Origin of the sequence: Sphingopyxis granuli (assembly GCF_001559015.1) — a bacterium.
In the GTDB taxonomy this organism is placed as follows: Bacteria; Pseudomonadota; Alphaproteobacteria; order Sphingomonadales; family Sphingomonadaceae; genus Sphingopyxis; species Sphingopyxis granuli.
The window spans coordinates 1420386-1440208 of record NZ_CP012199.1; the positions used below are offsets into that span (position 1 = coordinate 1420386).

Below are 19823 nucleotides of genomic sequence, written 5' to 3' on the forward strand. Positions count from 1 at the left end.
TAGGACGGTCAGATGTGGAGTCAATAACTCCCCTCCCGCTTGCGGGAGAGGCGGGGGTGGGCAAACACCGCTGCGAAGGCCCACCCCGCTGCGACTAGCCGGCAAGCCGGCAAGTCTCGCTGCCCCTCCCGCAAGCGGAGGGGGGTTTGAGATCAGAACGTCAGCCCCTTCACCGTCTTCACGCCGGGAAGCTGGCAGACCTGCCACAGCAGCGGTTCAGGCATCGGCGAATCGAGGCTGAGCAGCAGCACCGCTTCGCCCCCCGCGGCGCGGCGGCCGAGGTGGAAGGTGCCGATGTTGAGCCCCGCCTCGCCGAGCGCGGTACCGATGCGGCCGATGAAGCCCGGCGCGTCCTCGTTGACGATATAGAGCATGTGGCCGTCGAGGTCGGCCTCGACCTTGATCCCGAACATCTCGACGAGGCGCGGCTCATTGTTGCCGAACAGCGTGCCCGCGACCGACCGGTCGCCCGCCTCGGTCGCCACGGTGACGCGGACGAGCGTCTGGTAATCGCCCTCGCGGTCGTGGCGCACCTCGCGCACGTCCAGCCCGCGCTCGCGCGCGAGGTGGGGGGCGTTGACCATGTTCACGCTGTCCGAATAGCGCCGCATCAGGCCGGTGAGCACCGCGGCGGTGATCGGCTTCATGTTGAGCTCGGCCGCCGCGCCCTCGACCTCGACCGAGATCGTGGTCAGATTGTCGTGCGCCAGTTGGCCGACGAGGCTGCCGAGCTTTTCGGCAAGGCTCATATAGGGGCGCAGCTTGGGCGCTTCCTCGGCCGACAGGCTGGGGACGTTGAGCGCGTTGGTGATGCCGCCGGTCAGCAGATAGTCCGAAATCTGCTCGGCGACCTGGATCGCGACATTGACCTGCGCTTCGTCGGTCGAGGCGCCGAGATGCGGCGTGCAGATGAAGTTCGGCGTACCGAGCAGCGGATTGTCCGTGGCCGGCGGCTCGGTCGCGAAGACGTCGAGCGCGGCGCCCGCGACATGGCCCGAATCGAGCGCTTCTTTCAGCGCCGCCTCGTCGATCAGGCCGCCGCGCGCGCAGTTGATGATGCGCACGCCCGGCTTGGTCTTGGCGATATTCTCCTTCGACAGGATGCCGCGCGTTTGATCGGTCAGCGGCGTGTGCAGCGTGATGAAGTCGGCTTTTGCCAGCAGCGTGTCGAGGTCGACCTTCTCGACGCCCAGTTCGATCGCGCGCTCGGGGGTCAGGAAGGGGTCGAAGGCGACGACCTTCATCTTCAGGCCCAGCGCGCGCTCGGCGACGATGCTGCCGATGTTGCCGCAGCCGATCAGGCCGAGCGTCTTCTGCGTCAGCTCGACGCCCATGAACTTGTTCTTCTCCCACTTGCCGGCCTGTGTCGAGGCGTCGGCTTCGGGGATCTGCCGCGCCAGCGCGAACATCATCGCGATCGCATGCTCGGCGGTGGTGATGCTGTTGCCGAAGGGGGTGTTCATCACGACGACGCCCTTCTTCGACGCTTCGGGGATGTCGACATTGTCGACGCCGATCCCGGCGCGGCCGACGACCTTCAGATTGGTCGCGGCGGCGAGGACATCGGCGGTGACCTTGGTCGCCGAGCGGATCGCGAGGCCGTCGTAATCGCCGATGATCGCGATCAACTCGTCCCTGGTCTTGCCGGTGATCTCGTCGACCTGGATGCCGCGCTCCTTGAAGATCTGCGCGGCCTTGGGGTCCATCTTGTCGCTGATGAGAACTTTGGGTGTGGTCATTTCGATGACTTTCAAAAACGCCGTTCGTCCTGAGCCTGTCGAAGGACAGTTCTTCTTTTGGACGTCGGAAGAAAAGGGCGGCCCTTCGACAAGCTCAGGGCCAACGGAAAAGAGGGAGTGTCAGGCCGACAGTTCGGCGTAGGCCCAGTCGAGCCACGGCCCGAGCGCTTCGATGTCGGCGGTGTCGACGGTCGCGCCGCACCAGATGCGCAGGCCCGGCGGGGCATCGCGATAGCCCGCGATGTCATAGGCCGCGCCCTCGGCTTCGAGCAGGCCGGCGAATTTCTTGATGAAATCCGCGTCCGCGCCGGCGACCGACAGGCAGACCGAGGTTTTCGACCGGCTCGCCGGATCGGCTGCGAGGTGGCTCAGCCAGTCGCGGTCTGCTACGATCGCGTCGAGCGCCGCGGCATTCGCATCGCTGCGCGCCTTCAGGCCGTCGAGCCCGCCCAGCGCCTTCGCCCATTCGAGCGCGAAGATCGCATCCTCGACCGCGAGCATCGACGGGGTGTTGATCGTCTCGCCCTTGAACACGCCCTCGGTCAGCTTGCCGCCCTTCGTCAGGCGGAACACCTTCGGCAGCGGCCATGCGGGGGTGTGGCTTTCGAGCCGTTCGACCGCGCGCGGGCCGAGGATCAGCACGCCGTGCGCGCCTTCGCCGCCCAGCACTTTCTGCCAGCTGAAGGTCGCGACGTCGATCTTGTCCCACGGCAGGTCATAGGCGAACACGGCGCTGGTCGCGTCGGCGAAGCACAGCCCCTGACGGTCGTCGGCGATCCAGTCGCCGTCCGGCACGCGCACGCCGCTGGTGGTGCCGTTCCAGGTGAACAGCACGTCGTTCGACCAGTCGACCTGGTTCAGGTCGGGAAGCTGGCCGTAATCGGCGCGGACGACCGTCGGGTCGAGCTTGAGCTGCTTGGCGGCATCGGTGATCCAACCTTCTCCGAAGCTTTCCCAGGCCAGCGCCGTGACCGGCCGCGCGCCCAGCATCGTCCACATCGCCATTTCGAAGGCCCCGGTGTCCGATCCGGGGACGATGCCGATGCGGTGCGTGTCGGGCAGGCGTAGCATCTCGCGCATCAGGTCGATGCAAAGGGCGAGACGCGCCTTGCCGATCTTCGCACGATGCGAACGGCCGAGCGATTCGGTGGCGATCTTCTGGGGGGACCAGCCCGGCGGCTTGGCGCAGGGACCGGAAGAGAAAAAGGGACGCGCAGGCTTGGCCTGCGGTTTACGCACTTCAATCATGTCAACTCTCCTTACAGAGAGCACGCGCGGCGTTGGGACCGCGTGGCCCGGCGCCGCGTTTAAGGAGGAGGGCGCAACTGTCAAATGATTTGTGCGGGCGGCAGCGATGCGGGGGCTTTCGCCCGCCGATCTCCATCGCCGAGAAAGAGGAGCATCGCATCATTTGCGACGAACCGCGAAGATGGTTTACGGGCTGTTAACCCTTTCGTCGATAATTTGACGGCATGGCGATCCCGACGGTCTTGAAGCCCCGGATGCTCGTTGCGGCCACCGCGGCCTTTGCGCTGTCGGCCTGCTTCGGCGCTCCCGACGTGATGAAGCGGTCCGATGCGAAGCGTCCCGGCGCGAAGACGGTCCAGCGCCCGCAGGTCACCGGCGCGCCGTCCTTCACCAGCACCGACGCGCAGCAATGCGCCTTCGACCTCAAGCAGGCGGGGGTGCGCTTCACGCCGCTGCCGAACCAGGATCATGGCGGCGGGTGCAGCTCGATCGATTCGGTGAAACTGCTCGACATCGGCACCCCGGTGACGAACCTCGGGCCGATGACCTGTCCGCTCGCGCGCAATTTCGCGGCGTGGGCGCAATATGCGGTGCGCCCCGCGGCGCGGAAATATTTCGGGACCGAGGTCGTGAAGATCGAGACCTATGGGACCTACAGCTGCCGCAATATCTATGGCGGCCGTTCGGGGCGTTTGTCGCAGCACGCCTATTCGAACGCGATCGACGTCGCGGGCTTCGTGCTCGCCGACGGGCGGCGGATCATGCTCGACGGCGGGTGGAAGGGCGACAGGCCGTCGCAGGACTTCCTGCGCGCGCTGCACAAATCGGCGTGCAGGCGTTTCGGGACGGTGCTCAGCCCCGACTATAACGCCGCCCATTACAATCATTTCCATCTCGACATGAGCGGCAACGGTTTCTGCCGCTGACTTGGCAAGCGCGGCGCGGGCGGCTAGCTGCGGCGGCATGGCAAAAGACAAGCAACCCCATCGCTCGCGTTTCCACAAGGCCAAGGACGACGCGCAATTCGCCCAGCAGGCGACCACCACGCCGCAGACCGCCAGCGCCGCCTATCGGCTGGCCTTCCAGGACACCGATTTCCTGCTGCGCGAGGATCTGCGCCCGGTCCGCTTCCAGCTCGAACTGCTCAAGCCCGAACTGCTGCTCGACGAGGCGGGGATCGAGTCGACCCTCGTCATCTATGGTTCGGCGCGCATCCCCGAACCCGGTCAGGCCGATGCGCTCGAAACCGCGGCGACCGACGACGTCCAGCGCAACATCGCGCGCCGGCTGAAGGCGAAGGCCAAATATTACGACGAGGCGCGCCAGCTTGCGCGGCTTGCGAGCCAGACGCCGTGCGACGACCGGGGATGCCGGCATTTCGTCGTCTGCTCGGGGGGAGGCCCCTCGATCATGGAGGCGGCGAACCGCGGCGCGGCGGACGAGGGGCGCGAGTCGATCGGGCTCAACATCGTGCTGCCGCACGAGCAGGCCCCCAACCGCTACGTCACCCCGTCGCTGAGCTTCCAGTTCCACTATTTCGCGCTGCGCAAGATGCACTTCCTGCTCCGCGCGCGCGCGGTCGCGGTGTTCCCCGGCGGCTTCGGCACCTTCGACGAGATGTTCGAACTGCTGACGCTGATCCAGACGGGCAAGATCAAGCCGATTCCCGTGCTGCTGTTCGGCAAGAGCTTCTGGAACCGGGTCGTCGATTTCGAGGCGCTGGTGGAGGAAGGCGTGATCAGCGCCCGCGACCTCGACCTCTTCGCCTTCGTCGAGACGGCGGACGAGGCGTGGGGCATCATCCAGGATTTCTACGCGAACGACGATCATCATTGACCGGACCGTCGCTCCGGCGAAAGCCGGAGCTGCGAGTAGTCTGGACAGATGGAAATCGCCGGGTCGTCGTTATTCCGACTGCGCCTCCAGATAGAGGATCAGCGCCTTGCGTTCGGCGGCGTCGGGGATGCCGGCAAAGGCCATGCGGGTGCCGGGGAGATTCTTCATCGGCGCGGCCAGATAGGCGTCGAGCGCGGCTTCGTCCCAGACGCCGCCCCTGGCCTTCATCGCGCCCGAATAGGAGAAGCCGGGGTGCGAGGCGACGGCGCGGCCGACGATGCCGTGCAGGTTCGGGCCGACCCCGTTGCGCCCACCCTTGTCGATCGTGTGGCAGGCGACGCAGCGCTTGAACAGCGGCTCGCCCATCGCCGCGGTCGGTTCTACCGCAGCCGCAGGCTCCGCCGGTTCTGCCGGTGTCGCGGATTCCGCCGCCGGATCGTCCGTGGGGGCGGGCTGGTCCGACTGTCCGCAGCCGGCGAGCGCGAAGGCGACCGCCAGCAAGGCGGGCGCGGGGCGCATCACTTCTTCGCTTCGGCCGGTGCAGGTGCGGCCGCATCGGCGGGCGCGGCAGCCGCGTCACCTGCCGCGGGCGCGGCGCCCTCTGCCGGGGCTTCGCCTTCGGCGGCGGCGTCTTCAGCCGGCGCGGCTTCGGGCGCGGGCAACGGCAGGTTGGACCCCATGCTGTTCATGTAGACGATCAGGTTGGCGCGATCCTCGGGGTTCGACAGGCCGGCGAACGACATCTTCGTGCCCGGGGCATATTTGCGCGGGCTCGTCACCCACTTGTCCATGCCCTCGAAATCCCAGTTGCCCGGGACGCTCTTCAGCGCATCCGAATAGGCGAAGCCGGGAACGTGGCCGTGCGGCTTGCCCAGCGCGCCCCACAGGTTCGGACCGATGCCGTTGGCGCCGCCCGAGTTGATCGTGTGGCACGCGGCGCACTTCGCGAACACCGCCTCGCCCTTTGCCGGATCGGCGGCGGCGAGCAGGTTGGCGAGCGGCACGGCCGATTCGGCGGCGCCCCCGCCACCTTCGGCATCCTCGATCGGATAGCCGGGCTTTTCGGGGTTGTGGCTCGCAAACAGCATCCCGGTCCCGATCGACAGGCCGAGAGCGCAAATACCGGCGAACAATACCCAGCCGGCAATAGTGTTGTTGCGATTGTCCATGCTTGCAGCCCCGTTCGCTGGCGCCCTTGATCAACAGGCGCATGATATGATTGGCCGCTCCCTTACTGGTGCGCGCGCGGCGGCGCAAGGGGATGAAATCGGCGACGCCGCCATTGCGCCGCCGCCGACGGCCCGCTATGCGCCGCGGCGCAGCTGGGGAAGGCAGATATGGGCAGCTATTCGGCGTCGGCGCAGCGACTGGTGGACGAGATGAAGGCGGCGGCGCTGGCCGAACCCGCGCGCGGCCTGGCGTTTCAGGGCGCTCCCGGCGCGAACAGCGACCTCGCGGCGCGCGAATATGACCCCGACGCGCTGCCCTTGCCCTGCTATGCGTTCGAGGATGCAATCGATGCCGTGCGCGAAGGGCGCGTCGACCGTGCGATCATCCCGATCGAGAACAGCCTGCACGGCCGCGTCGCCGACATCCATTTCCTGCTGCCCGAATCCGGCCTGTCGATCGTCGGCGAGCATTTCCTGCGCATCCGCTATGGGCTGATGAGCCGGGACCTCGGCCCGGTGACGCGCGCGATGAGCCATGAGCAGGCGCTGGGTCAGTGCCGCAAATGGCTGCGCGCGAACCGGATCGACCCGGTGGCGCACAGCGACACCGCCGGGGCCGCCGCCTGGGTCGCCGACAGCGACGAGGTCGGACTCGCCGCGCTCGCACCGCCGCATGCCGCCGACCTGTACGGCCTGACACTTCACGCGACGGGACTCGAGGACGCCGATCACAATATGACGCGCTTCGTCGTCCTCGCGCGCACGCCGCGCGATACGCAGCCGCAGGGCGTGCCGCTGATGACGACCTTCGTCTTCGAGGTGAAGAATATCCCCGCCGCGCTCTACAAGGCGCTCGGCGGCTTCGCGACCAACGGCGTCAACATGACCAAGCTCGAAAGCTATCAACTCGGCGGCAGCTTCGCGGCGACCAAATTCTATGCCGACATCGTCGGGGCGCCGGGCGAGGAAGCCGTCGACCGCGCGCTGGAGGAACTCGATTTCCAGACCAAGTCGGTGAGCCTGCTCGGCACCTATCCGATGGCGCGCGTGCGCGGATAGCGCGGCACTGGAGCCGACCGGCGCCTAACCGCCGCGATGGCGGAGCATCCGTGCGGTCGTGAAGCTCTGGACGACGAACAGCGTCACCAGGATGCTCGCGACGAACAGGCCGAACAGGTCGAATGCCGAAAAACCGGTGCCCGCCACCATGTCGGGGCCGACGAGCGGCATCGCCGCGGTCATCACCATCAGCATCAGCCGAAGCTCGGTGGGGCCGCCCGCGAGATAGGAGAGGCGGAATTCGCCGATGATCTTCGCCGCCAGAAAGGTGTGGATCGACAGCATGAAATAGCCGGTGACGGCGAGCAGCGCGACTTCGAAGCGCATGTGCGGGCCGAGCCCCAAGGCGCCGATCATCAGGAAGGTCGCCATCGCGTCGACGCTGTGATCGACGAAATAGCCGTAGGCGGGACGCTCGATCCGCCGCCAGCGCGCGAGGCTGCCGTCGAGCGAGTCGCCGAACCAGTTGACGATATAGCCGGCGAGCGACAGGCCGAGCCATTCATTGTCGAGCCAGCTCAGCATGTAACCCGCAGCGACCATCAGCGCGCCGACGAAACCGAGCAGGGTGAGCTGATCGGGCGTCACCCAGGCGGGCAGGCGCGCGCACAGCCAGTTCAGAAGGCGGCGCTCGCTACGCGCCAGGATATTGTGCTGGATACGCGTCGGGGCCTTCATCTCGGCGCTCGGGATACCGGACATGTCTGCCTTTCGTTTCTGGCTGTCACATCTGCGTCAGCCAGACGTCACCGAACCGCCATAGAGCGAAAGGCCGCGCGGCGAAAGGGCGCTGGAGCCGGCCGCCGCTTCAGTCGCGATGGGCCGTTAATCGCGCCAGGGACCGATCTCCCCGACCTCGCCGATGGTGCGGAAACGCGCGGCGCCGTCGATCCACGCGACTTCCCACATCGGCGCGGGGCGTGCCCATTCGCCGATCACGAACAGCGGCAATCGGTTCTTCGTGACGAAGGCGAGGTCGTCGGGGGTCGGACCGGGAACGATGGTTTCGGGTCGCTGGTGCAGCCGCACGACCGCGAGCGTGCCCGCGGGCGGGGCGGGGAGCGACTGGCGCACCGAAAAGCCGAAGCTGCCCGTGACGGCGGGGAACCCTTTGTCATCGCGTGCCAGCAGCAGGATCTTGTCGCCGGTGCCGAGCGGGCCGCCGACCGGCCGGCCCACCGCCTTGCGGCCGACGACGGCCGCGAACTCGCGCAGGTCGCTTTCGGCGACGGGCGCCGGCGCGGCGGCTTCGGCGGGGAGAGAAGCCGCGAGCGGATCGAGGGCGAAGGCGGCGAGCAGAAGGGCGATGCCGGTCAATGCGCGTCGCCCCAGCTCTTGCCGACTCCGATCTCGACGTCGATCGGGACCGACAGCTTCAGTATCGGCTCGGCAGCGCCCATCATCACGCGGCGGATCACCGCGCCCGCGGCTTCGGCCTTGGCCTCGGGGGCTTCGAAGACCAGTTCGTCGTGGACCTGCAGCAGCATCGTCACGTCGGACAGTCCGGCATCGGCGAGCGCCCCGGGCATGCGCGCCATCGCGCGCTTGATCAGGTCGGCGCTGGTGCCCTGGATCGGCGCGTTGATCGCGGCGCGCTCGCTGCCCTGCCGCTCGTTCTGGTTCGCGGCCTTGATGCGCGGGAACCAGGTTTTGCGACCGAACAGCGTCTCGGTATAGCCATGTTCGCGCGCGCCCTCCAGCGTGGCCTGGATATAGTCGCTGATGCCGGGGAAGCGCTCGAAATAGCGGCTGATCAAGGCTTGCGCCTCGTCGGGCGTGATTTCCAGCCGCCCCGCGAGGCCCCAGCGCGAGATGCCGTAGAGGATGGCGAAGTTGATCGTCTTGGCCTTGGCGCGCGTATCGCGGTTGACCTCACCGAACAGCTCGATCGCGGTCGCGGCGTGAATGTCCTGCCCCTGCGCAAAGGCCTGTTTCAGTTCGGGGACATCGGCCATGTGCGCCGCGAGCCGGAGTTCGATCTGGCTATAGTCCGCCGCCATCAGGACATGGTCCGGCGCGGCGATGAAGGCGTCGCGGATCTGCCGCCCGACCTCGGTGCGGATCGGGATGTTCTGGAGGTTCGGGTCGGTCGACGACAGCCGCCCGGTCTGCGCGCCGACGAGGCTGTAGCTGGTGTGGACGCGGCCGGTCTTCGCGTTGATCTGTTGCTGCAGCGCATCGGTATAGGTGGATTTCAGCTTGGCGAGCTGCCGCCATTCGAGGACCTTCCGCGCGATCGGCACGCCGTCGCGCTCGAGCCGTTCCAGTTCGTTCTGGTCGGTCGACCAGTCGCCCGACTTGCCCTTGCGCCCACCCTTCAGGCCCAGCTTGTCGAACAATATCTCGCCGAGCTGCTTGGGGCTGCCGATCACGAACGGCTGGCCCGCGAGCGCATGAATCTCGCCTTCCGTGCGCAGCATGGCGTTCGCGAACTCGCCCGACAGCCGCGCCAGATAGTCGCGGTCGACCATGATCCCCGCGCGCTCCATCGCCTCGACGGTCGCGACGAGCGGGCGATCGACCATCTCGTAGACGCGCGTCCCGCCTTCGAGCGGCAGGCGCAGCTTGAGCAGCTTCCACAGCCGCCACGCGACCTCGGCATCCTCGGCCGCATATTCGGTCGCCCGCGCCAACTGCACCTCGGCGAAGCTGATCTGCGACTTGCCGGTTCCACACATTTCCTTGAAGGTCAGGCACGTGTGGTCGAGGTGAAGCTTGGCCAGTTCGTCGAGCCCGTGGCCGTGCTTGCCCGCGTCGAGCGCGAAGCTCATCACCAGCGTGTCGTCATAGGGCGCGATGCGCACCCCGTGCTGCGCGAGCACGCCGATGTCATATTTGAGGTTGTGGCCGACCTTGAGCACCGCCTCGTCGGTGAACAGCGAATGGAGCCGGCCGAGTGCATCGGCGACTGGCACCTGTTCGGGCTTTTCGGCGAACATGTCGGTGCCGCCGTGGCCGAGCGGGATATAACAGGCCTTGCCCAGGCCGGTCGACAGGCTGACCCCGACGAGCGTGCCGGTAACGCTGTCGAGGCTCGCGGTCTCGGTATCGACCGCGACGACATGCGCGGCGCGCGCCGCGTCGATCCAGCGGTCGAGCGCCTCGATCGTCGTCACCGTCTCGTAGAGCGAGCGGTCGATCGGCGGCATCGGCGGCAGCGTCGGAGTCGATGGCGCGGCGGTGGCAGCGCCCGCATCCGTCGCACGCGGCAGCGTCGGCGGACCGCCCGGCGTCGTCCCGGTGTCGAGCTTCGCCGACAGCGAACGGAAGCCATGCTCATCGAGGAAGAGCTTCAACGGCTCGGGCGGGATGGCATCCAGCCGGAAACCCTCCATCGGCTCGGGCAGCGGGCAGTCGCGCTTGAGGTCGACCAGAATACGCGACAGCCGCGCCATCTCCGCATGTTCGATCAGATTGTCGCGCAGCTTCGACGGCTTCATCGTCGCGGCGCCCGCCAGCGCCGCCTCCAGGTCGCCATATTCGACGATCAGCTTGGTCGCGGTCTTGGGTCCGACCCCGCGCACGCCGGGGACGTTGTCGACGCTGTCGCCCATCAGCGCCAGCACGTCGCCGACCAGTTCGGGACCGACGCCGAATTTTTCCTGCACCGCGTCGAGACCGAGCCGGACGTTCTTCATCGTATCGAGCATGTCGACCTCCGGCGCGCCATTGCCCTCGCGGACGAGCTGCATCAGGTCCTTGTCGCTGCTGACGATGGTGACGTCCCACCCCTCGCGCACCGCGGCCTCGGTATAGCTGGCGATCAGGTCGTCGGCCTCGAAACCCTCCATCTCGATGCACGGCAGCGAGAAGGCGCGCGTCGCGTCGCGGATCAGCGGGAATTGCGGAACCAGGTCGGCGGGCGGATCGGGCCGGTTCGCCTTGTACTGGTCATAGATTTCGTTGCGGAACGACTGGCTCGAATGGTCGAGGATGACGGCAAGGTGCGTCGGGCCGTCGGCGGCGTGCAGATCCTTCGCGAGCTTCCACAACATGGTGGTGTAGCCATAGACGGCGCCGACCGGCACGCCCCGGGGGTTCGTCAGCGGCGGCAGGCGGTGATAGGCGCGAAAGATGTAGCTGGAGCCGTCGACCAGATAGAGGTGATTCTTCTCGGACATGGCGGCGGTGTAGCAGGGCGGACCCGGCCTAGCGATAGGCGATCCGGCTCCGCCACGCCGGCCTCGTCAGGGCCAGCTTTCGGTGTCGTGATCGGGATGCTGGTGGTTGCTCGCGGCGATGGCTTCGGCGATACCCGACATCGTCTGCTCGGTGGTGCCTTCCTCGCGCAGCGTGACGAGCGTCTCGAACCAGGGCATCCGCGCCTCGATGCCGAACTGCATTTTCGGCGGAAAGCGCGCAGGCTCGTCGAGCGATCCGGTCGTGACGCTCAGATGCCGGCTTTCCGGATAGTCATAATAGAGCGGCGTCCCGCAGTCGCGGCAATAGCCGCGCTCGATCTGGTCGGAACTGTTGAAGATCGCGGGCGTGCCGCGCGTCCAGCGCAGCGCATCCTTCGGCACGCCGACCAGTGCCGCGAAGACATGCCCCGTCGCCTTCTGGCACATGCGGCAATGGCAGATGTGCGACGTGTCGAGCATCGCCGACGCATGATAGCGCACCGCGCCGCACTGGCAGCCACCCGATGCTTCGGTTTCGATGCGGGTCGGGGTCATCCTTCGTCTCCTCATGCGGACGGGATGGTCCCCTTTCCGATCACTCCCACTCTATTGTAAACAAGACATTTTTATCTTTTATATTCAATGGCTTATTTTCCTGCTAATTGGTAATACCATGAAAAATACCATGCTCAGAAAAGGCTTAACAATATTTTGAAAAATTGCCTACTGAGCGCTGCCGCACAGCTCCATAGGCCGCTTTCCTGGCTTTGCTTCCAGATGTATGCTCTTCTGCTCCTGCAGCTAATGGATCACCGCAAACAGGTTACTCGCCTGGGGATTCCCTTTCGACCCGAGCATCCGTATGAGACTCATGCTCGATTATTATTATTATAGAAGCCCCCATGAATAAATCGCTCATCATTTTCGGCATCGTCAACATAACCTCGGACAGTTTCTCCGATGGAGGCCGGTATCTGGCGCCAGACGCAGCCATTGCGCAGGCGCGTAAGCTGATGGCCGAGGGGGCAGATGTGATCGACCTCGGTCCGGCATCCAGCAATCCCGACGCCGCGCCTGTTTCGTCCGACACAGAAATCGCGCGTATCGCGCCGGTGCTGGACGCGCTCAAGGCAGATGGCATTCCCGTCTCGCTCGACAGTTATCAACCCGCGACGCAAGCCTATGCCTTGTCGCGTGGTGTGGCCTATCTCAATGATATTCGCGGTTTTCCAGACGCTGCGTTCTATCCGCAATTGGCGAAATCATCTGCCAAACTCGTCGTTATGCATTCGGTGCAAGACGGGCAGGCAGATCGGCGCGAGGCACCCGCTGGCGACATCATGGATCACATTGCGGCGTTCTTTGACGCGCGCATCGCGGCGCTGACGGGTGCCGGTATCAAACGCAACCGCCTTGTCCTTGATCCCGGCATGGGGTTTTTTCTGGGGGCTGCTCCCGAAACCTCGCTCTCGGTGCTGGCGCGGTTCGATGAATTGCGGCTGCGCTTCGATTTGCCGGTGCTTCTGTCTGTTTCGCGCAAATCCTTTCTGCGCGCGCTCACAGGCCGTGGTCCGGGGGATGTCGGGGCCGCGACACTCGCTGCAGAGCTTGCCGCCGCCGCAGGTGGAGCTGACTTCATCCGCACACACGAGCCGCGCCCCTTGCGCGACGGGCTGGCGGTATTGGCGGCGCTGAAAGAAACCGCAAGAATTCGTTAACTGCACATTCGGGATATTTCTCTATATTCGCGGTTCAGCAGGCATGTCCCCTTTGAGGGCGACCCGACGACAGGATAATCGACCTTATGGTGCGCAAATATTTCGGCACAGACGGTATTCGTGGCAAAGCCAACGAAGGCGCGATGACGGCGGAAACCGCCTTGCGCGTCGGCATGGCGGCTGGCCGTGTCTTTCGTCGCGGTGACCACCGCCATCGTGTCGTGATCGGCAAGGATACGCGCCTGTCGGGCTATATGCTTGAACCCGCGCTCACAGCCGGTTTCACCTCGATGGGCATGGACGTATTCCTTTTTGGCCCGCTGCCGACAACGTATAGGAAGAATAAACGCCCTTTTCACCCAAGTCCAACAGCTTTGGACCGCAGTTGACTCTTTCGACACCCCTGCGATGCAACCCAATCCGGCTGACGGGGAGCCAGCAACGCTGAAAATTTACCCTCCTCTTTCCCACTAGCGGCTCCTTTTCCGACAACCAGCACGGCGGATCCCTGCCGCGGCGCTGTGAACGCAGCATTTTGATTGGTATCGTTGGCCTTCAGGCTCGTCAGTCAAACAGACCCAGGAGCAGCTCAGCCGGTGGCGCCCGGCTTTCGGGTAACGCCCTGGTCCCGCTGGTTTCGGCTTTGTGCTTCAGGTGATCAAGGATCTGCTTGATCACTATAGGGTCTTCAATGCAGGCGATGACTTTCATGGCGCCGCCGCAGCCGCTGCAGGTCTCGATGTCGATATTGAAAACACGCTTGAGCCGTTGCGCCCATGTCATCGACGCTCGCCGTTGTGCTGGTGTTGCCGGTTCATCAGCCACCCTGACCTTGTTGCCCCTGCCCCGTTTTGCCGGCGTGACCAACGCCCGGTGCCGACTGTTGGGTGCGAACACCCCGTGGAAGCGGGTTAGGTTGACTCTGGGCTTCGGTACCAGGGCGGCCAGCCTTGCAATGAAATCCAATGGTTCGAAAATGACGTGCGTGGTGCCGTCCCGGTACGGCGTCTTGAGCTGGTAGCGCACGTTGCCGCCTCGTGTTAACGACAGCCGCTTCTCGGATACCGCCGGGCGGCTGATGTACCGGCACAGCCGTTCGAGCTTCTTGCGTTCATCGGCCCTGGCCGCCACGCCGGCGTGCAGGCTGGACCCGGCTACCTTGCCAATCCCGTCACCGAACGGATCACCACTGGTCGGCAGAGTTTGCAAAGTGAACACCTTTCGCCCCGCCTGTGAACCGACAGCGATACGGTAAGTGATCGAGTGCCCCAGCAGGGGTGTCATCGGGTCGTCATCCACCGCATCCGAGGCCAGATAGCTGTTTTCGACATCCCGTTCCAGCAGGCCTTGCCGTTCCAGATAGCGACCCACCCGGTGGGCGATGGTGTGCGTCAGCTGGGTGAGCTCTGGGCTGGTCGGCGCCTTGACCCAGCGGAAACGCGCTGAGCCGTGGGATTGCTCGACATACACACCGTCGAGAAACAGCATGTGGAAGTGAACATTCAGATTGAGCGCCGATCCAAAACGCTGGATCAGGGTGACCGCGCCCGTCTTGGCCACTTGGTGGGTATGGCCCGCTTTCTTGACCAGGTGCGTGGCAATGACGCGGTAAACGATGCCCAGCACCCACCCCATGATCTCGGGCCGGCTGGCAAACAGGAAACGCAGCTGAAACGGGAAGCTCAACACCCACTGACGCATGGGTTGTTCAGGCAGTACTTCATCAACCAGCAAGGCGGCACTTTCGGCCATCCGCCGCGCCCCACAGCTCGGGCAGAAACCGCGACGCTTACAGCTGAAAGCGACCAGGTGCTCGGCGTGGCAAGACTCGCAGCGAACCCGTAGAAAGCCATGCTCCAGCCGCCCGCATTGGAGAAATTCTTCAAATTCCCGTTGCACATAGCCCGGCAATTCCTTTCCCTGCTCTGCCATAAGCGCAGCGAATGCCGGGTAATACTCGTCAACGATCTGATAGAGAAGGGTTTGCTCGGGTCGGTGGCTCTGGTAACGACCAGTATCCCGATCCCGGCTGGCCGTCCTGGCCGCCACATGAGGCATGTTCCGCGTCCTTGCAATACTGTGTTTACATACAGTCTATCGCTTAGCGGAAAGTTCTTTTACCCTCAGCCGAAATGCCTGCCGTTGCTAGACATTGCCAGCCAGTGCCCGTCACTCCCACTCGATTGTAAACAAGCACACAAAACCCTTTAGTGACAACAATTTGCAAGAACTATCAGGCTCAGTGCCATGAAAAATACCATGACCAGATCATGAGGTTGAACACGGCTTGCGCCGGCAGCGTTCACGCTCCTGGTCGGCGATCTCGCCCGGCTGCAATGCTAGCTCAGCATCGGTCATGCGCTCCAGCACGTCGCGTAGGCGGATGGTGCAAGGAATGGGCGGCAGCTCGAACTCATAGCCGCCGGCGATCATTTCGGCCGCAATCTCCTCGGTGATGAAAAACGGCTCGTCGTCTTGGTTCGGCTTCTTCATGCCCTTTCCTCCTGGCGCTCATCCTGGCCGACAGCGGCCAGGGCATCGGCTTCCGTCAATGCGTCCTCCACGAACGCGCCGTGCTGCTTCGCTTCGGCCTGGCTGACCTCGGCCCATATCCGTTTCACCTGGGCCGCACTGTACCCGGCCAGCTCGGCGGTCTTGTTGATGCTGTAGCCGGACTTGCGCAGCGCGACAACTTGGGCGCGGCGCTTCGGATCAGCACGGCGGCCCTTGTACCGCCCGGCCTGGCGGGCCAACTCAATGCCTTGGCGCTGGCGTTCGCGCCTGTCCTCGTAGTCGTCGCGGGCCATCTGCAAGGCCAGGCGAAAAAGCATGATCTGCACGGCTTCCAGCACGATCTTGGCGACGCCCTGGGCCTCGGCCGCCAGGTCGGATAGATCGACCACGCCAGGGACGGCCAGGCGTGCGCCTTTGGCCTGTATCGAGGCCACCAGGCGCTCGGCCTCGGGCAAAGGTAGGCGGCTGATGCGGTCGATCTTCTCGGCAATGACCACCTCGCCGGGCTGTAGGTCGCCGATCATGCGCAGCAGCTCAGGCCGGTCGGCGCGTGCGCCGGATGCCTTCTCACGGTAGATGCCGGCGACGTAGTAGCCGGCGGCCTTCGCGGCCGTAGTGATCGCCTCTTGGCGTTCCAAGTCCTGCGCGTCGGTGCTGACGCGCAGATAGACCCGCGCCACCATCGGCGCGGCTACTGGCTTCGTCCTGCGCATACTTGCGGGCTCCTTTGGGCATACTCAAATGCACCCATCTTAAACTGGCAGGCCAATTTATCACATATCGATCTAAATGCGCCTAGCTCATTTTTACAGCTTAAATGAGCTATTGAGCACACTCCATATTTCGACTATTATTGAAACATGGAAACGATAAATGCTGTAGCCGCCCTGGCGGCCATCGCTCAAGAATCGCGCCTCGCGGTGTTCCGGCTTCTCGTCCAGGCCGGCCCCGCCGGCATGGCCGCCGGAAAAATCAGCGAAGCGGCCGGCATCCCGCCGTCTTCGCTATCCTTCCACCTGAAAGAGCTGGCACACGCCGGCATGGTCACGTCGCGGCAAGAAGGCCGATTTGTGATCTACGAGGCGAACTTTTCGACGGCCACTAACCTGGTGGCCTTTCTCACGGAAAACTGCTGCGGCGGCCAGGTGTGCAACCTGTCTTGCACCACGGAAGCCGGGAAGGTGTTGGCATGAGACTTCGCCATCTTTCCGACCCCGATTCTTTGCCCGCTTTGGACAAATCCTTTGCCATCGAGCGCCCGGCGCTCGGGCTGGCACCCGACGCCCCGCCGGTGCGTATCCTGCTGCTGTATGGCTCGCTGCGCGCCCGCTCGTTCTCACGGCTGGCCGTCGAGGAAGCGGCCCGGCTGCTGCAATTCTTTGGCGCAGAAACACGCATCTTCGACCCGTCCGATTTGCCGTTGCCCGATCAAGTGCAAAGCGACGATCACCCGGCCGTCAAGGAGCTGCGCGCCCTGTCCGAGTGGTCAGAGGGACAAGTCTGGTGCAGCCCGGAACGCCACGGTCAGATTACCAGTGTCATGAAGGCGCAGATTGACCATCTGCCGCTTGAAATGGCCGGCATCCGGCCGACCCAAGGCCGCACCCTGGCCGTGATGCAGGTATCCGGCGGCTCGCAGAGCTTCAACGCCGTGAACACCTTGCGTCTGCTCGGCCGCTGGATGCGAATGTTCACCATTCCGAACCAGTCGAGTATCGCCAAAGCGTTCCAAGAGTTCGACGCGGCGGGCCGCATGAAGCCCTCGCCGTACTACGACCGAATAGCCGATGTGATGGAAGAACTGGTGCGCTTCACGGCGCTGGTACGGCCGCACCGTGAAGCACTGACAGACCGCTATTCCGAACGGAAAGCGGCCGGCCACGTCATCGACGAGGCCACCGATCTTTCATCCATCGCCATTGCTCCCCAGCCACTACCAGAAAGCGAAACATCATGACCGAAAGAATCTATAACGTCCTCATCCTCTGCACCGGCAATTCGGCGCGCAGCATCATGGCCGAAGCTCTCATCAACACGATGGGGCAAGGGCGCTTCCGCGCCTACAGCGCCGGCAGTCACCCAACCGGCAAGGTCAATCCCTTCGCCGTCGAAAAGGTGGAGTCGGTGAATTACCCGACCGAGAATCTGCGCAGCAAGAGCTGGGACGAGTACGCCACGCCCGACGCACCGAAGATGGACTTCATCATCACCGTCTGCGACAACGCCGCCGGCGAAATGTGTCCGGTGTGGCCTGGTCAGCCGATCTCGGCGCATTGGGGATTTGAAGACCCGGCCGCCGTCGAAGGCACTGACGCCGAGAAGCGCCGGGCCTTCGAACAAACCTTCCGGCACATGATGAACCGCGTCCGCCTGTTCGTGAATCTGCCTCTCAAAATGCTTGACCAGACGGCCATCAAGCGCGAGCTGGCGAACATCGGCAAGACCGAGCAGGAAGCATGAGCGCCGGCGCACAGGCCATCGCCGCGAAGCCGCGCCAGGCCCCGATGAGCGGCTTCGAGCGTTACCTGACGCTGTGGGTGGCCCTGTGCATCGTCGCCGGTGTTGCGCTCGGCCAGGGCCTTCCTGACGTGTTCCAGGCCATAGGCCGCATGGAAGTGGCCCAGGTCAATTTGCCGGTGGGCCTGCTGATTTGGGTAATGATCGTCCCGATGCTGGTCAAGATCGACTTCGGGGCGCTGCACCAGGTCAAAGAGCATTGGCGCGGCATCGGCGTCACGCTGTTCGTGAATTGGGCCGTCAAGCCATTCTCGATGGCCCTGCTGGGGTGGCTGTTCATCCGACAAGTGTTCGCTCCGTTCCTGCCGGCCGATCAACTGGACAGCTACATCGCGGGCTTGATCTTGCTGGCCGCCGCGCCCTGCACGGCAATGGTGTTCGTGTGGAGCCGCCTTACCAACGGCGACCCGCTTTTCACGCTCTCGCAAGTGGCTCTGAACGACGCCATCATGATCGTGGCCTTCGCGCCCATCGTCGGCCTGCTGCTGGGCATGTCCTCGATCTCGGTGCCTTGGGACACGCTGCTGATTTCGGTCGTGCTCTACATCATCGTGCCGGTGATCCTGGCGCAGCTCTTGCGGCGGCATCTGCTCAAGCAAGGACAGGCCGCCTTTGAACGGGCCATGCAGAAGATCGGGCCGTGGTCGATGGCCGCGCTGCTGCTGACGTTGGTTCTACTGTTCGCCTTCCAGGGCGAGGCCATCATCCGGCAGCCGTTAGTGATCGCCATGCTAGCCGTGCCGATCTTGATTCAAGTGTTCTTCAATTCCGGGTTAGCCTACTGGCTGAACAAGCGGGCGGGGGAAAAGCACTCTGTCGCCTGTCCTTCGGCCCTGATCGGTGCCAGCAACTTCTTCGAGCTGGCCGTGGCGGCCGCCATCAGCTTGTTCGGTCTGCACTCCGGCGCTGCATTGGCAACCGTGGTCGGCGTCCTGGTCGAAGTGCCGGTGATGCTGCTGGTCGTGCGCGTGGTGAATCGCTCGAAGAGCTGGTACGAACGAGGTTGAACATGAGTAGGAAAAAACTGAGGAAATGATTGCAGATTGCCGCGCCGGCCGCTTCCTGGCGCATTCGATCACTGACCTGGAACACCTAGTATCCATGCTTGCTGAGGTCGCCCGATGACAGACCCAAAGAACCTAGAGAACAGGCTGCATGAGAAGGCCGACCCGGCCCGCGCCGTTTCCACTGGTCGGGTGCGCTACACACTGGCCGAACTACTGGCCGACGCGGAAGCATCCGGGGCTTACCCGCTGCCGCCGGAGGAACGCGAATGGATGGATGCGCCGTCTGTGGGTCGGGAATGGCCAAACAGTGAAGATTGAAAAAGGCGGCCAGTTCGAGTGGCCGCCCTTTCGTCATTAGCTGCACGCTTGGCGCAAGGCGTTCATTGCTTCTTGAAAATCAGCCTGTGTCGCCCGGCCCGTTTCAGCTTGGTAGTACACCACCATAAAAGCATTAGCGACGGCTTCGGCCAATGGCCCAAGGCTCCGCGCTTCCGCTTGGTTGATGTACTCCAAAGAAGAAAGAATAGCCGCTGCTTGATGCACTGCTTGCCCTGGTTCGATAATATGTTGTGTTGTCATAATTCACCTCTCCAGTAGGTGTTGATTGAAAGTGCCGGGCTGGTTGTGGCCAGCCCGGTGCGCCTACAGGTACAGCCCCGCCGCCTCCGCGAATGCTGACCGCTCATTCCTGCCGCCATTAACCTCAATACTTATCGGCTTAGTTTCGCTCTCTCTCATAGGGTCTGGCCGTGATACAAAAGCGGCTGTTTCTGTCTCTGCATCGACCTCGGTCGATTGATCACCCAGCGGCGAAATAAATACCTGGCTGACTTCTTCCCTTGGCGCTTCATCCAGGGCCGCCAATGCGGCCATGTATGTTGATGTCGTCATCGTG

General features: G+C 64.2%; 22 protein-coding genes and 1 pseudogene. 10 read left to right on the forward strand and 13 right to left on the reverse strand.

Going from position 1 to position 19823, the window contains the following annotated elements; all coding sequences use genetic code 11:
- Positions 1-152: 152 nt before the first annotated feature.
- Positions 153-1739 carry a phosphoglycerate dehydrogenase gene (gene serA / locus SGRAN_RS06550; protein ID WP_067186949.1) on the reverse strand — a complete coding sequence of 529 codons (1587 nt, stop codon included), beginning with the start codon at positions 1737-1739 and terminating at the stop codon, positions 153-155.
- A gap of 120 nt (positions 1740-1859) precedes the next feature.
- A complete protein-coding gene (locus tag SGRAN_RS06555; protein ID WP_067181796.1) occupies positions 1860-2987 on the reverse strand; it encodes a phosphoserine transaminase in 1128 nt (375 codons plus the stop codon).
- A 254-nt stretch (positions 2988-3241) separates the two neighbouring features.
- On the opposite strand from SGRAN_RS06555, the gene SGRAN_RS06560 reads away from it, so the two are divergent.
- Both SGRAN_RS06560 and SGRAN_RS06565 read left to right on the forward strand, forming a co-directional pair.
- Entirely contained in the window at positions 3242-3913 is a 672-nt protein-coding gene (locus SGRAN_RS06560) for an extensin family protein (protein ID WP_237233873.1), read from the forward strand.
- 37 nt (positions 3914-3950) lie between these two features.
- The gene (locus SGRAN_RS06565) at positions 3951-4823 is read left to right on the forward strand and encodes an LOG family protein (RefSeq protein WP_067181803.1); all 873 of its coding nucleotides are present in this window, start codon (positions 3951-3953) and stop codon (positions 4821-4823) included.
- Between the two features lie 69 nt (positions 4824-4892).
- Here SGRAN_RS06565 and SGRAN_RS06570 read toward each other — a convergent pair whose 3' ends face one another.
- Positions 4893-5342, reverse strand: coding sequence for a c-type cytochrome (locus SGRAN_RS06570; RefSeq protein WP_067181806.1), 450 nt, complete (start codon positions 5340-5342; stop codon positions 4893-4895).
- Complete coding sequence (locus SGRAN_RS06575; protein WP_067181810.1) at positions 5342-5992, reverse strand: c-type cytochrome; 651 nt, start codon at positions 5990-5992, stop codon at positions 5342-5344. The genes SGRAN_RS06570 and SGRAN_RS06575 overlap by 1 nt, the downstream gene beginning before the upstream one ends.
- A gap of 168 nt (positions 5993-6160) precedes the next feature.
- Between SGRAN_RS06575 and SGRAN_RS06580 the strand changes: the two genes are divergently transcribed.
- On the forward strand, positions 6161-7051 hold the full coding sequence (locus SGRAN_RS06580; RefSeq protein ID WP_067110357.1) for a prephenate dehydratase: 891 nt from the start codon (positions 6161-6163) through the stop codon (positions 7049-7051).
- 24 nt (positions 7052-7075) lie between these two features.
- Here SGRAN_RS06580 and SGRAN_RS06585 read toward each other — a convergent pair whose 3' ends face one another.
- From SGRAN_RS06585 to SGRAN_RS06600, 4 genes are all read right to left on the reverse strand, one after another.
- Complete coding sequence (locus tag SGRAN_RS06585; protein ID WP_067181814.1) at positions 7076-7753, reverse strand: CDP-alcohol phosphatidyltransferase family protein; 678 nt, start codon at positions 7751-7753, stop codon at positions 7076-7078.
- 123 nt (positions 7754-7876) lie between these two features.
- Positions 7877-8368, reverse strand: coding sequence for a hypothetical protein (locus SGRAN_RS06590; protein ID WP_237233875.1), 492 nt, complete (start codon positions 8366-8368; stop codon positions 7877-7879).
- Positions 8365-11172, reverse strand: coding sequence for a DNA polymerase I (polA, locus tag SGRAN_RS06595; RefSeq protein ID WP_067181817.1), 2808 nt, complete (start codon positions 11170-11172; stop codon positions 8365-8367). The genes SGRAN_RS06590 and polA overlap by 4 nt, the downstream gene beginning before the upstream one ends.
- Positions 11173-11238: 66 nt before the next feature.
- Positions 11239-11727, reverse strand: a complete 489-nt coding sequence (locus SGRAN_RS06600; RefSeq protein ID WP_067181821.1) for a GFA family protein — start codon at positions 11725-11727, stop codon at positions 11239-11241.
- A 347-nt stretch (positions 11728-12074) separates the two neighbouring features.
- Here SGRAN_RS06600 and sul2 point away from each other — a divergent pair, with 347 nt between their 5' ends.
- Complete coding sequence (gene sul2 / locus SGRAN_RS06605; protein ID WP_001043260.1) at positions 12075-12890, forward strand: sulfonamide-resistant dihydropteroate synthase Sul2; 816 nt, start codon at positions 12075-12077, stop codon at positions 12888-12890.
- Between the two features lie 86 nt (positions 12891-12976).
- Positions 12977-13219 (forward strand): annotated as a pseudogene (locus SGRAN_RS06610) (phosphoglucosamine mutase); the annotation flags it as partial.
- Between the two features lie 235 nt (positions 13220-13454).
- Here the strand turns inward: SGRAN_RS06610 and SGRAN_RS06615 are convergent.
- From SGRAN_RS06615 to SGRAN_RS06625, 3 genes are all read right to left on the reverse strand, one after another.
- Positions 13455-14948 carry an IS91-like element ISCR2 family transposase gene (locus SGRAN_RS06615; protein ID WP_001120888.1) on the reverse strand — a complete coding sequence of 498 codons (1494 nt, stop codon included), beginning with the start codon at positions 14946-14948 and terminating at the stop codon, positions 13455-13457.
- A 210-nt stretch (positions 14949-15158) separates the two neighbouring features.
- Positions 15159-15383 carry a hypothetical protein gene (locus SGRAN_RS06620; RefSeq protein ID WP_000743213.1) on the reverse strand — a complete coding sequence of 75 codons (225 nt, stop codon included), beginning with the start codon at positions 15381-15383 and terminating at the stop codon, positions 15159-15161.
- Positions 15380-16117, reverse strand: coding sequence for a recombinase family protein (locus tag SGRAN_RS06625; protein WP_001366550.1), 738 nt, complete (start codon positions 16115-16117; stop codon positions 15380-15382). The genes SGRAN_RS06620 and SGRAN_RS06625 overlap by 4 nt, the downstream gene beginning before the upstream one ends.
- Positions 16118-16264: 147 nt before the next feature.
- On the opposite strand from SGRAN_RS06625, the gene SGRAN_RS06630 reads away from it, so the two are divergent.
- The 5 genes from SGRAN_RS06630 (at position 16265) to SGRAN_RS21515 (ending at position 19246) form a co-directional block, all read left to right on the forward strand.
- Positions 16265-16597 carry an ArsR/SmtB family transcription factor gene (locus SGRAN_RS06630; protein WP_000447876.1) on the forward strand — a complete coding sequence of 111 codons (333 nt, stop codon included), beginning with the start codon at positions 16265-16267 and terminating at the stop codon, positions 16595-16597.
- Positions 16594-17361, forward strand: a complete 768-nt coding sequence (arsH, locus tag SGRAN_RS06635) for an arsenical resistance protein ArsH (RefSeq protein WP_001239389.1) — start codon at positions 16594-16596, stop codon at positions 17359-17361. The genes SGRAN_RS06630 and arsH overlap by 4 nt, the downstream gene beginning before the upstream one ends.
- Positions 17358-17864, forward strand: coding sequence for an arsenate reductase ArsC (locus SGRAN_RS06640; RefSeq protein WP_000140066.1), 507 nt, complete (start codon positions 17358-17360; stop codon positions 17862-17864). The genes arsH and SGRAN_RS06640 overlap by 4 nt, the downstream gene beginning before the upstream one ends.
- Positions 17861-18928 (forward strand): ACR3 family arsenite efflux transporter, encoded by a 1068-nt coding sequence (gene arsB / locus SGRAN_RS06645; RefSeq protein ID WP_001272375.1) that lies wholly within the window; start codon positions 17861-17863, stop codon positions 18926-18928. The genes SGRAN_RS06640 and arsB overlap by 4 nt, the downstream gene beginning before the upstream one ends.
- 114 nt (positions 18929-19042) lie before the next feature.
- Positions 19043-19246 carry a hypothetical protein gene (locus tag SGRAN_RS21515; protein ID WP_000131871.1) on the forward strand — a complete coding sequence of 68 codons (204 nt, stop codon included), beginning with the start codon at positions 19043-19045 and terminating at the stop codon, positions 19244-19246.
- 36 nt (positions 19247-19282) lie between these two features.
- On the opposite strand, the gene SGRAN_RS21520 is transcribed toward SGRAN_RS21515, so the two are convergent.
- Entirely contained in the window at positions 19283-19507 is a 225-nt protein-coding gene (locus tag SGRAN_RS21520; RefSeq protein WP_000211355.1) for a type I toxin-antitoxin system ptaRNA1 family toxin, read from the reverse strand.
- A 63-nt stretch (positions 19508-19570) separates the two neighbouring features.
- Entirely contained in the window at positions 19571-19819 is a 249-nt protein-coding gene (locus SGRAN_RS21525; RefSeq protein ID WP_000213809.1) for a hypothetical protein, read from the reverse strand.
- Positions 19820-19823 lie beyond the last annotated feature (4 nt).

Excerpts from the sequence above, each read along its gene's own strand:
- serA (WP_067186949.1), bottom strand. The coding sequence starts at position 1,739 with ATGACCACACCCAAAGTTCTCATCAGCGACAAGATGGACCCCAAGGCC.
- SGRAN_RS06555 (WP_067181796.1), bottom strand. The coding sequence starts at position 2,987 with ATGATTGAAGTGCGTAAACCGCAGGCCAAGCCTGCGCGTCCCTTTTTC.
- SGRAN_RS06560 (WP_237233873.1), top strand. The coding sequence starts at position 3,242 with ATGCTCGTTGCGGCCACCGCGGCCTTTGCGCTGTCGGCCTGCTTCGGC.
- SGRAN_RS06565 (WP_067181803.1), top strand. The coding sequence starts at position 3,951 with ATGGCAAAAGACAAGCAACCCCATCGCTCGCGTTTCCACAAGGCCAAG.
- SGRAN_RS06570 (WP_067181806.1), bottom strand. The coding sequence starts at position 5,342 with ATGCGCCCCGCGCCCGCCTTGCTGGCGGTCGCCTTCGCGCTCGCCGGC.
- SGRAN_RS06575 (WP_067181810.1), bottom strand. The coding sequence starts at position 5,992 with ATGGACAATCGCAACAACACTATTGCCGGCTGGGTATTGTTCGCCGGT.
- SGRAN_RS06580 (WP_067110357.1), top strand. The coding sequence starts at position 6,161 with ATGGGCAGCTATTCGGCGTCGGCGCAGCGACTGGTGGACGAGATGAAG.
- SGRAN_RS06585 (WP_067181814.1), bottom strand. The coding sequence starts at position 7,753 with ATGTCCGGTATCCCGAGCGCCGAGATGAAGGCCCCGACGCGTATCCAG.
- polA (WP_067181817.1), bottom strand. The coding sequence starts at position 11,172 with ATGTCCGAGAAGAATCACCTCTATCTGGTCGACGGCTCCAGCTACATC.
- SGRAN_RS06600 (WP_067181821.1), bottom strand. The coding sequence starts at position 11,727 with ATGACCCCGACCCGCATCGAAACCGAAGCATCGGGTGGCTGCCAGTGC.
- sul2 (WP_001043260.1), top strand. The coding sequence starts at position 12,075 with ATGAATAAATCGCTCATCATTTTCGGCATCGTCAACATAACCTCGGAC.
- SGRAN_RS06615 (WP_001120888.1), bottom strand. The coding sequence starts at position 14,948 with ATGCCTCATGTGGCGGCCAGGACGGCCAGCCGGGATCGGGATACTGGT.
- SGRAN_RS06620 (WP_000743213.1), bottom strand. The coding sequence starts at position 15,383 with ATGAAGAAGCCGAACCAAGACGACGAGCCGTTTTTCATCACCGAGGAG.
- SGRAN_RS06625 (WP_001366550.1), bottom strand. The coding sequence starts at position 16,117 with ATGCGCAGGACGAAGCCAGTAGCCGCGCCGATGGTGGCGCGGGTCTAT.
- SGRAN_RS06630 (WP_000447876.1), top strand. The coding sequence starts at position 16,265 with ATGGAAACGATAAATGCTGTAGCCGCCCTGGCGGCCATCGCTCAAGAA.
- arsH (WP_001239389.1), top strand. The coding sequence starts at position 16,594 with ATGAGACTTCGCCATCTTTCCGACCCCGATTCTTTGCCCGCTTTGGAC.
- SGRAN_RS06640 (WP_000140066.1), top strand. The coding sequence starts at position 17,358 with ATGACCGAAAGAATCTATAACGTCCTCATCCTCTGCACCGGCAATTCG.
- arsB (WP_001272375.1), top strand. The coding sequence starts at position 17,861 with ATGAGCGCCGGCGCACAGGCCATCGCCGCGAAGCCGCGCCAGGCCCCG.
- SGRAN_RS21515 (WP_000131871.1), top strand. The coding sequence starts at position 19,043 with ATGACAGACCCAAAGAACCTAGAGAACAGGCTGCATGAGAAGGCCGAC.
- SGRAN_RS21520 (WP_000211355.1), bottom strand. The coding sequence starts at position 19,507 with ATGACAACACAACATATTATCGAACCAGGGCAAGCAGTGCATCAAGCA.
- SGRAN_RS21525 (WP_000213809.1), bottom strand. The coding sequence starts at position 19,819 with ATGACGACATCAACATACATGGCCGCATTGGCGGCCCTGGATGAAGCG.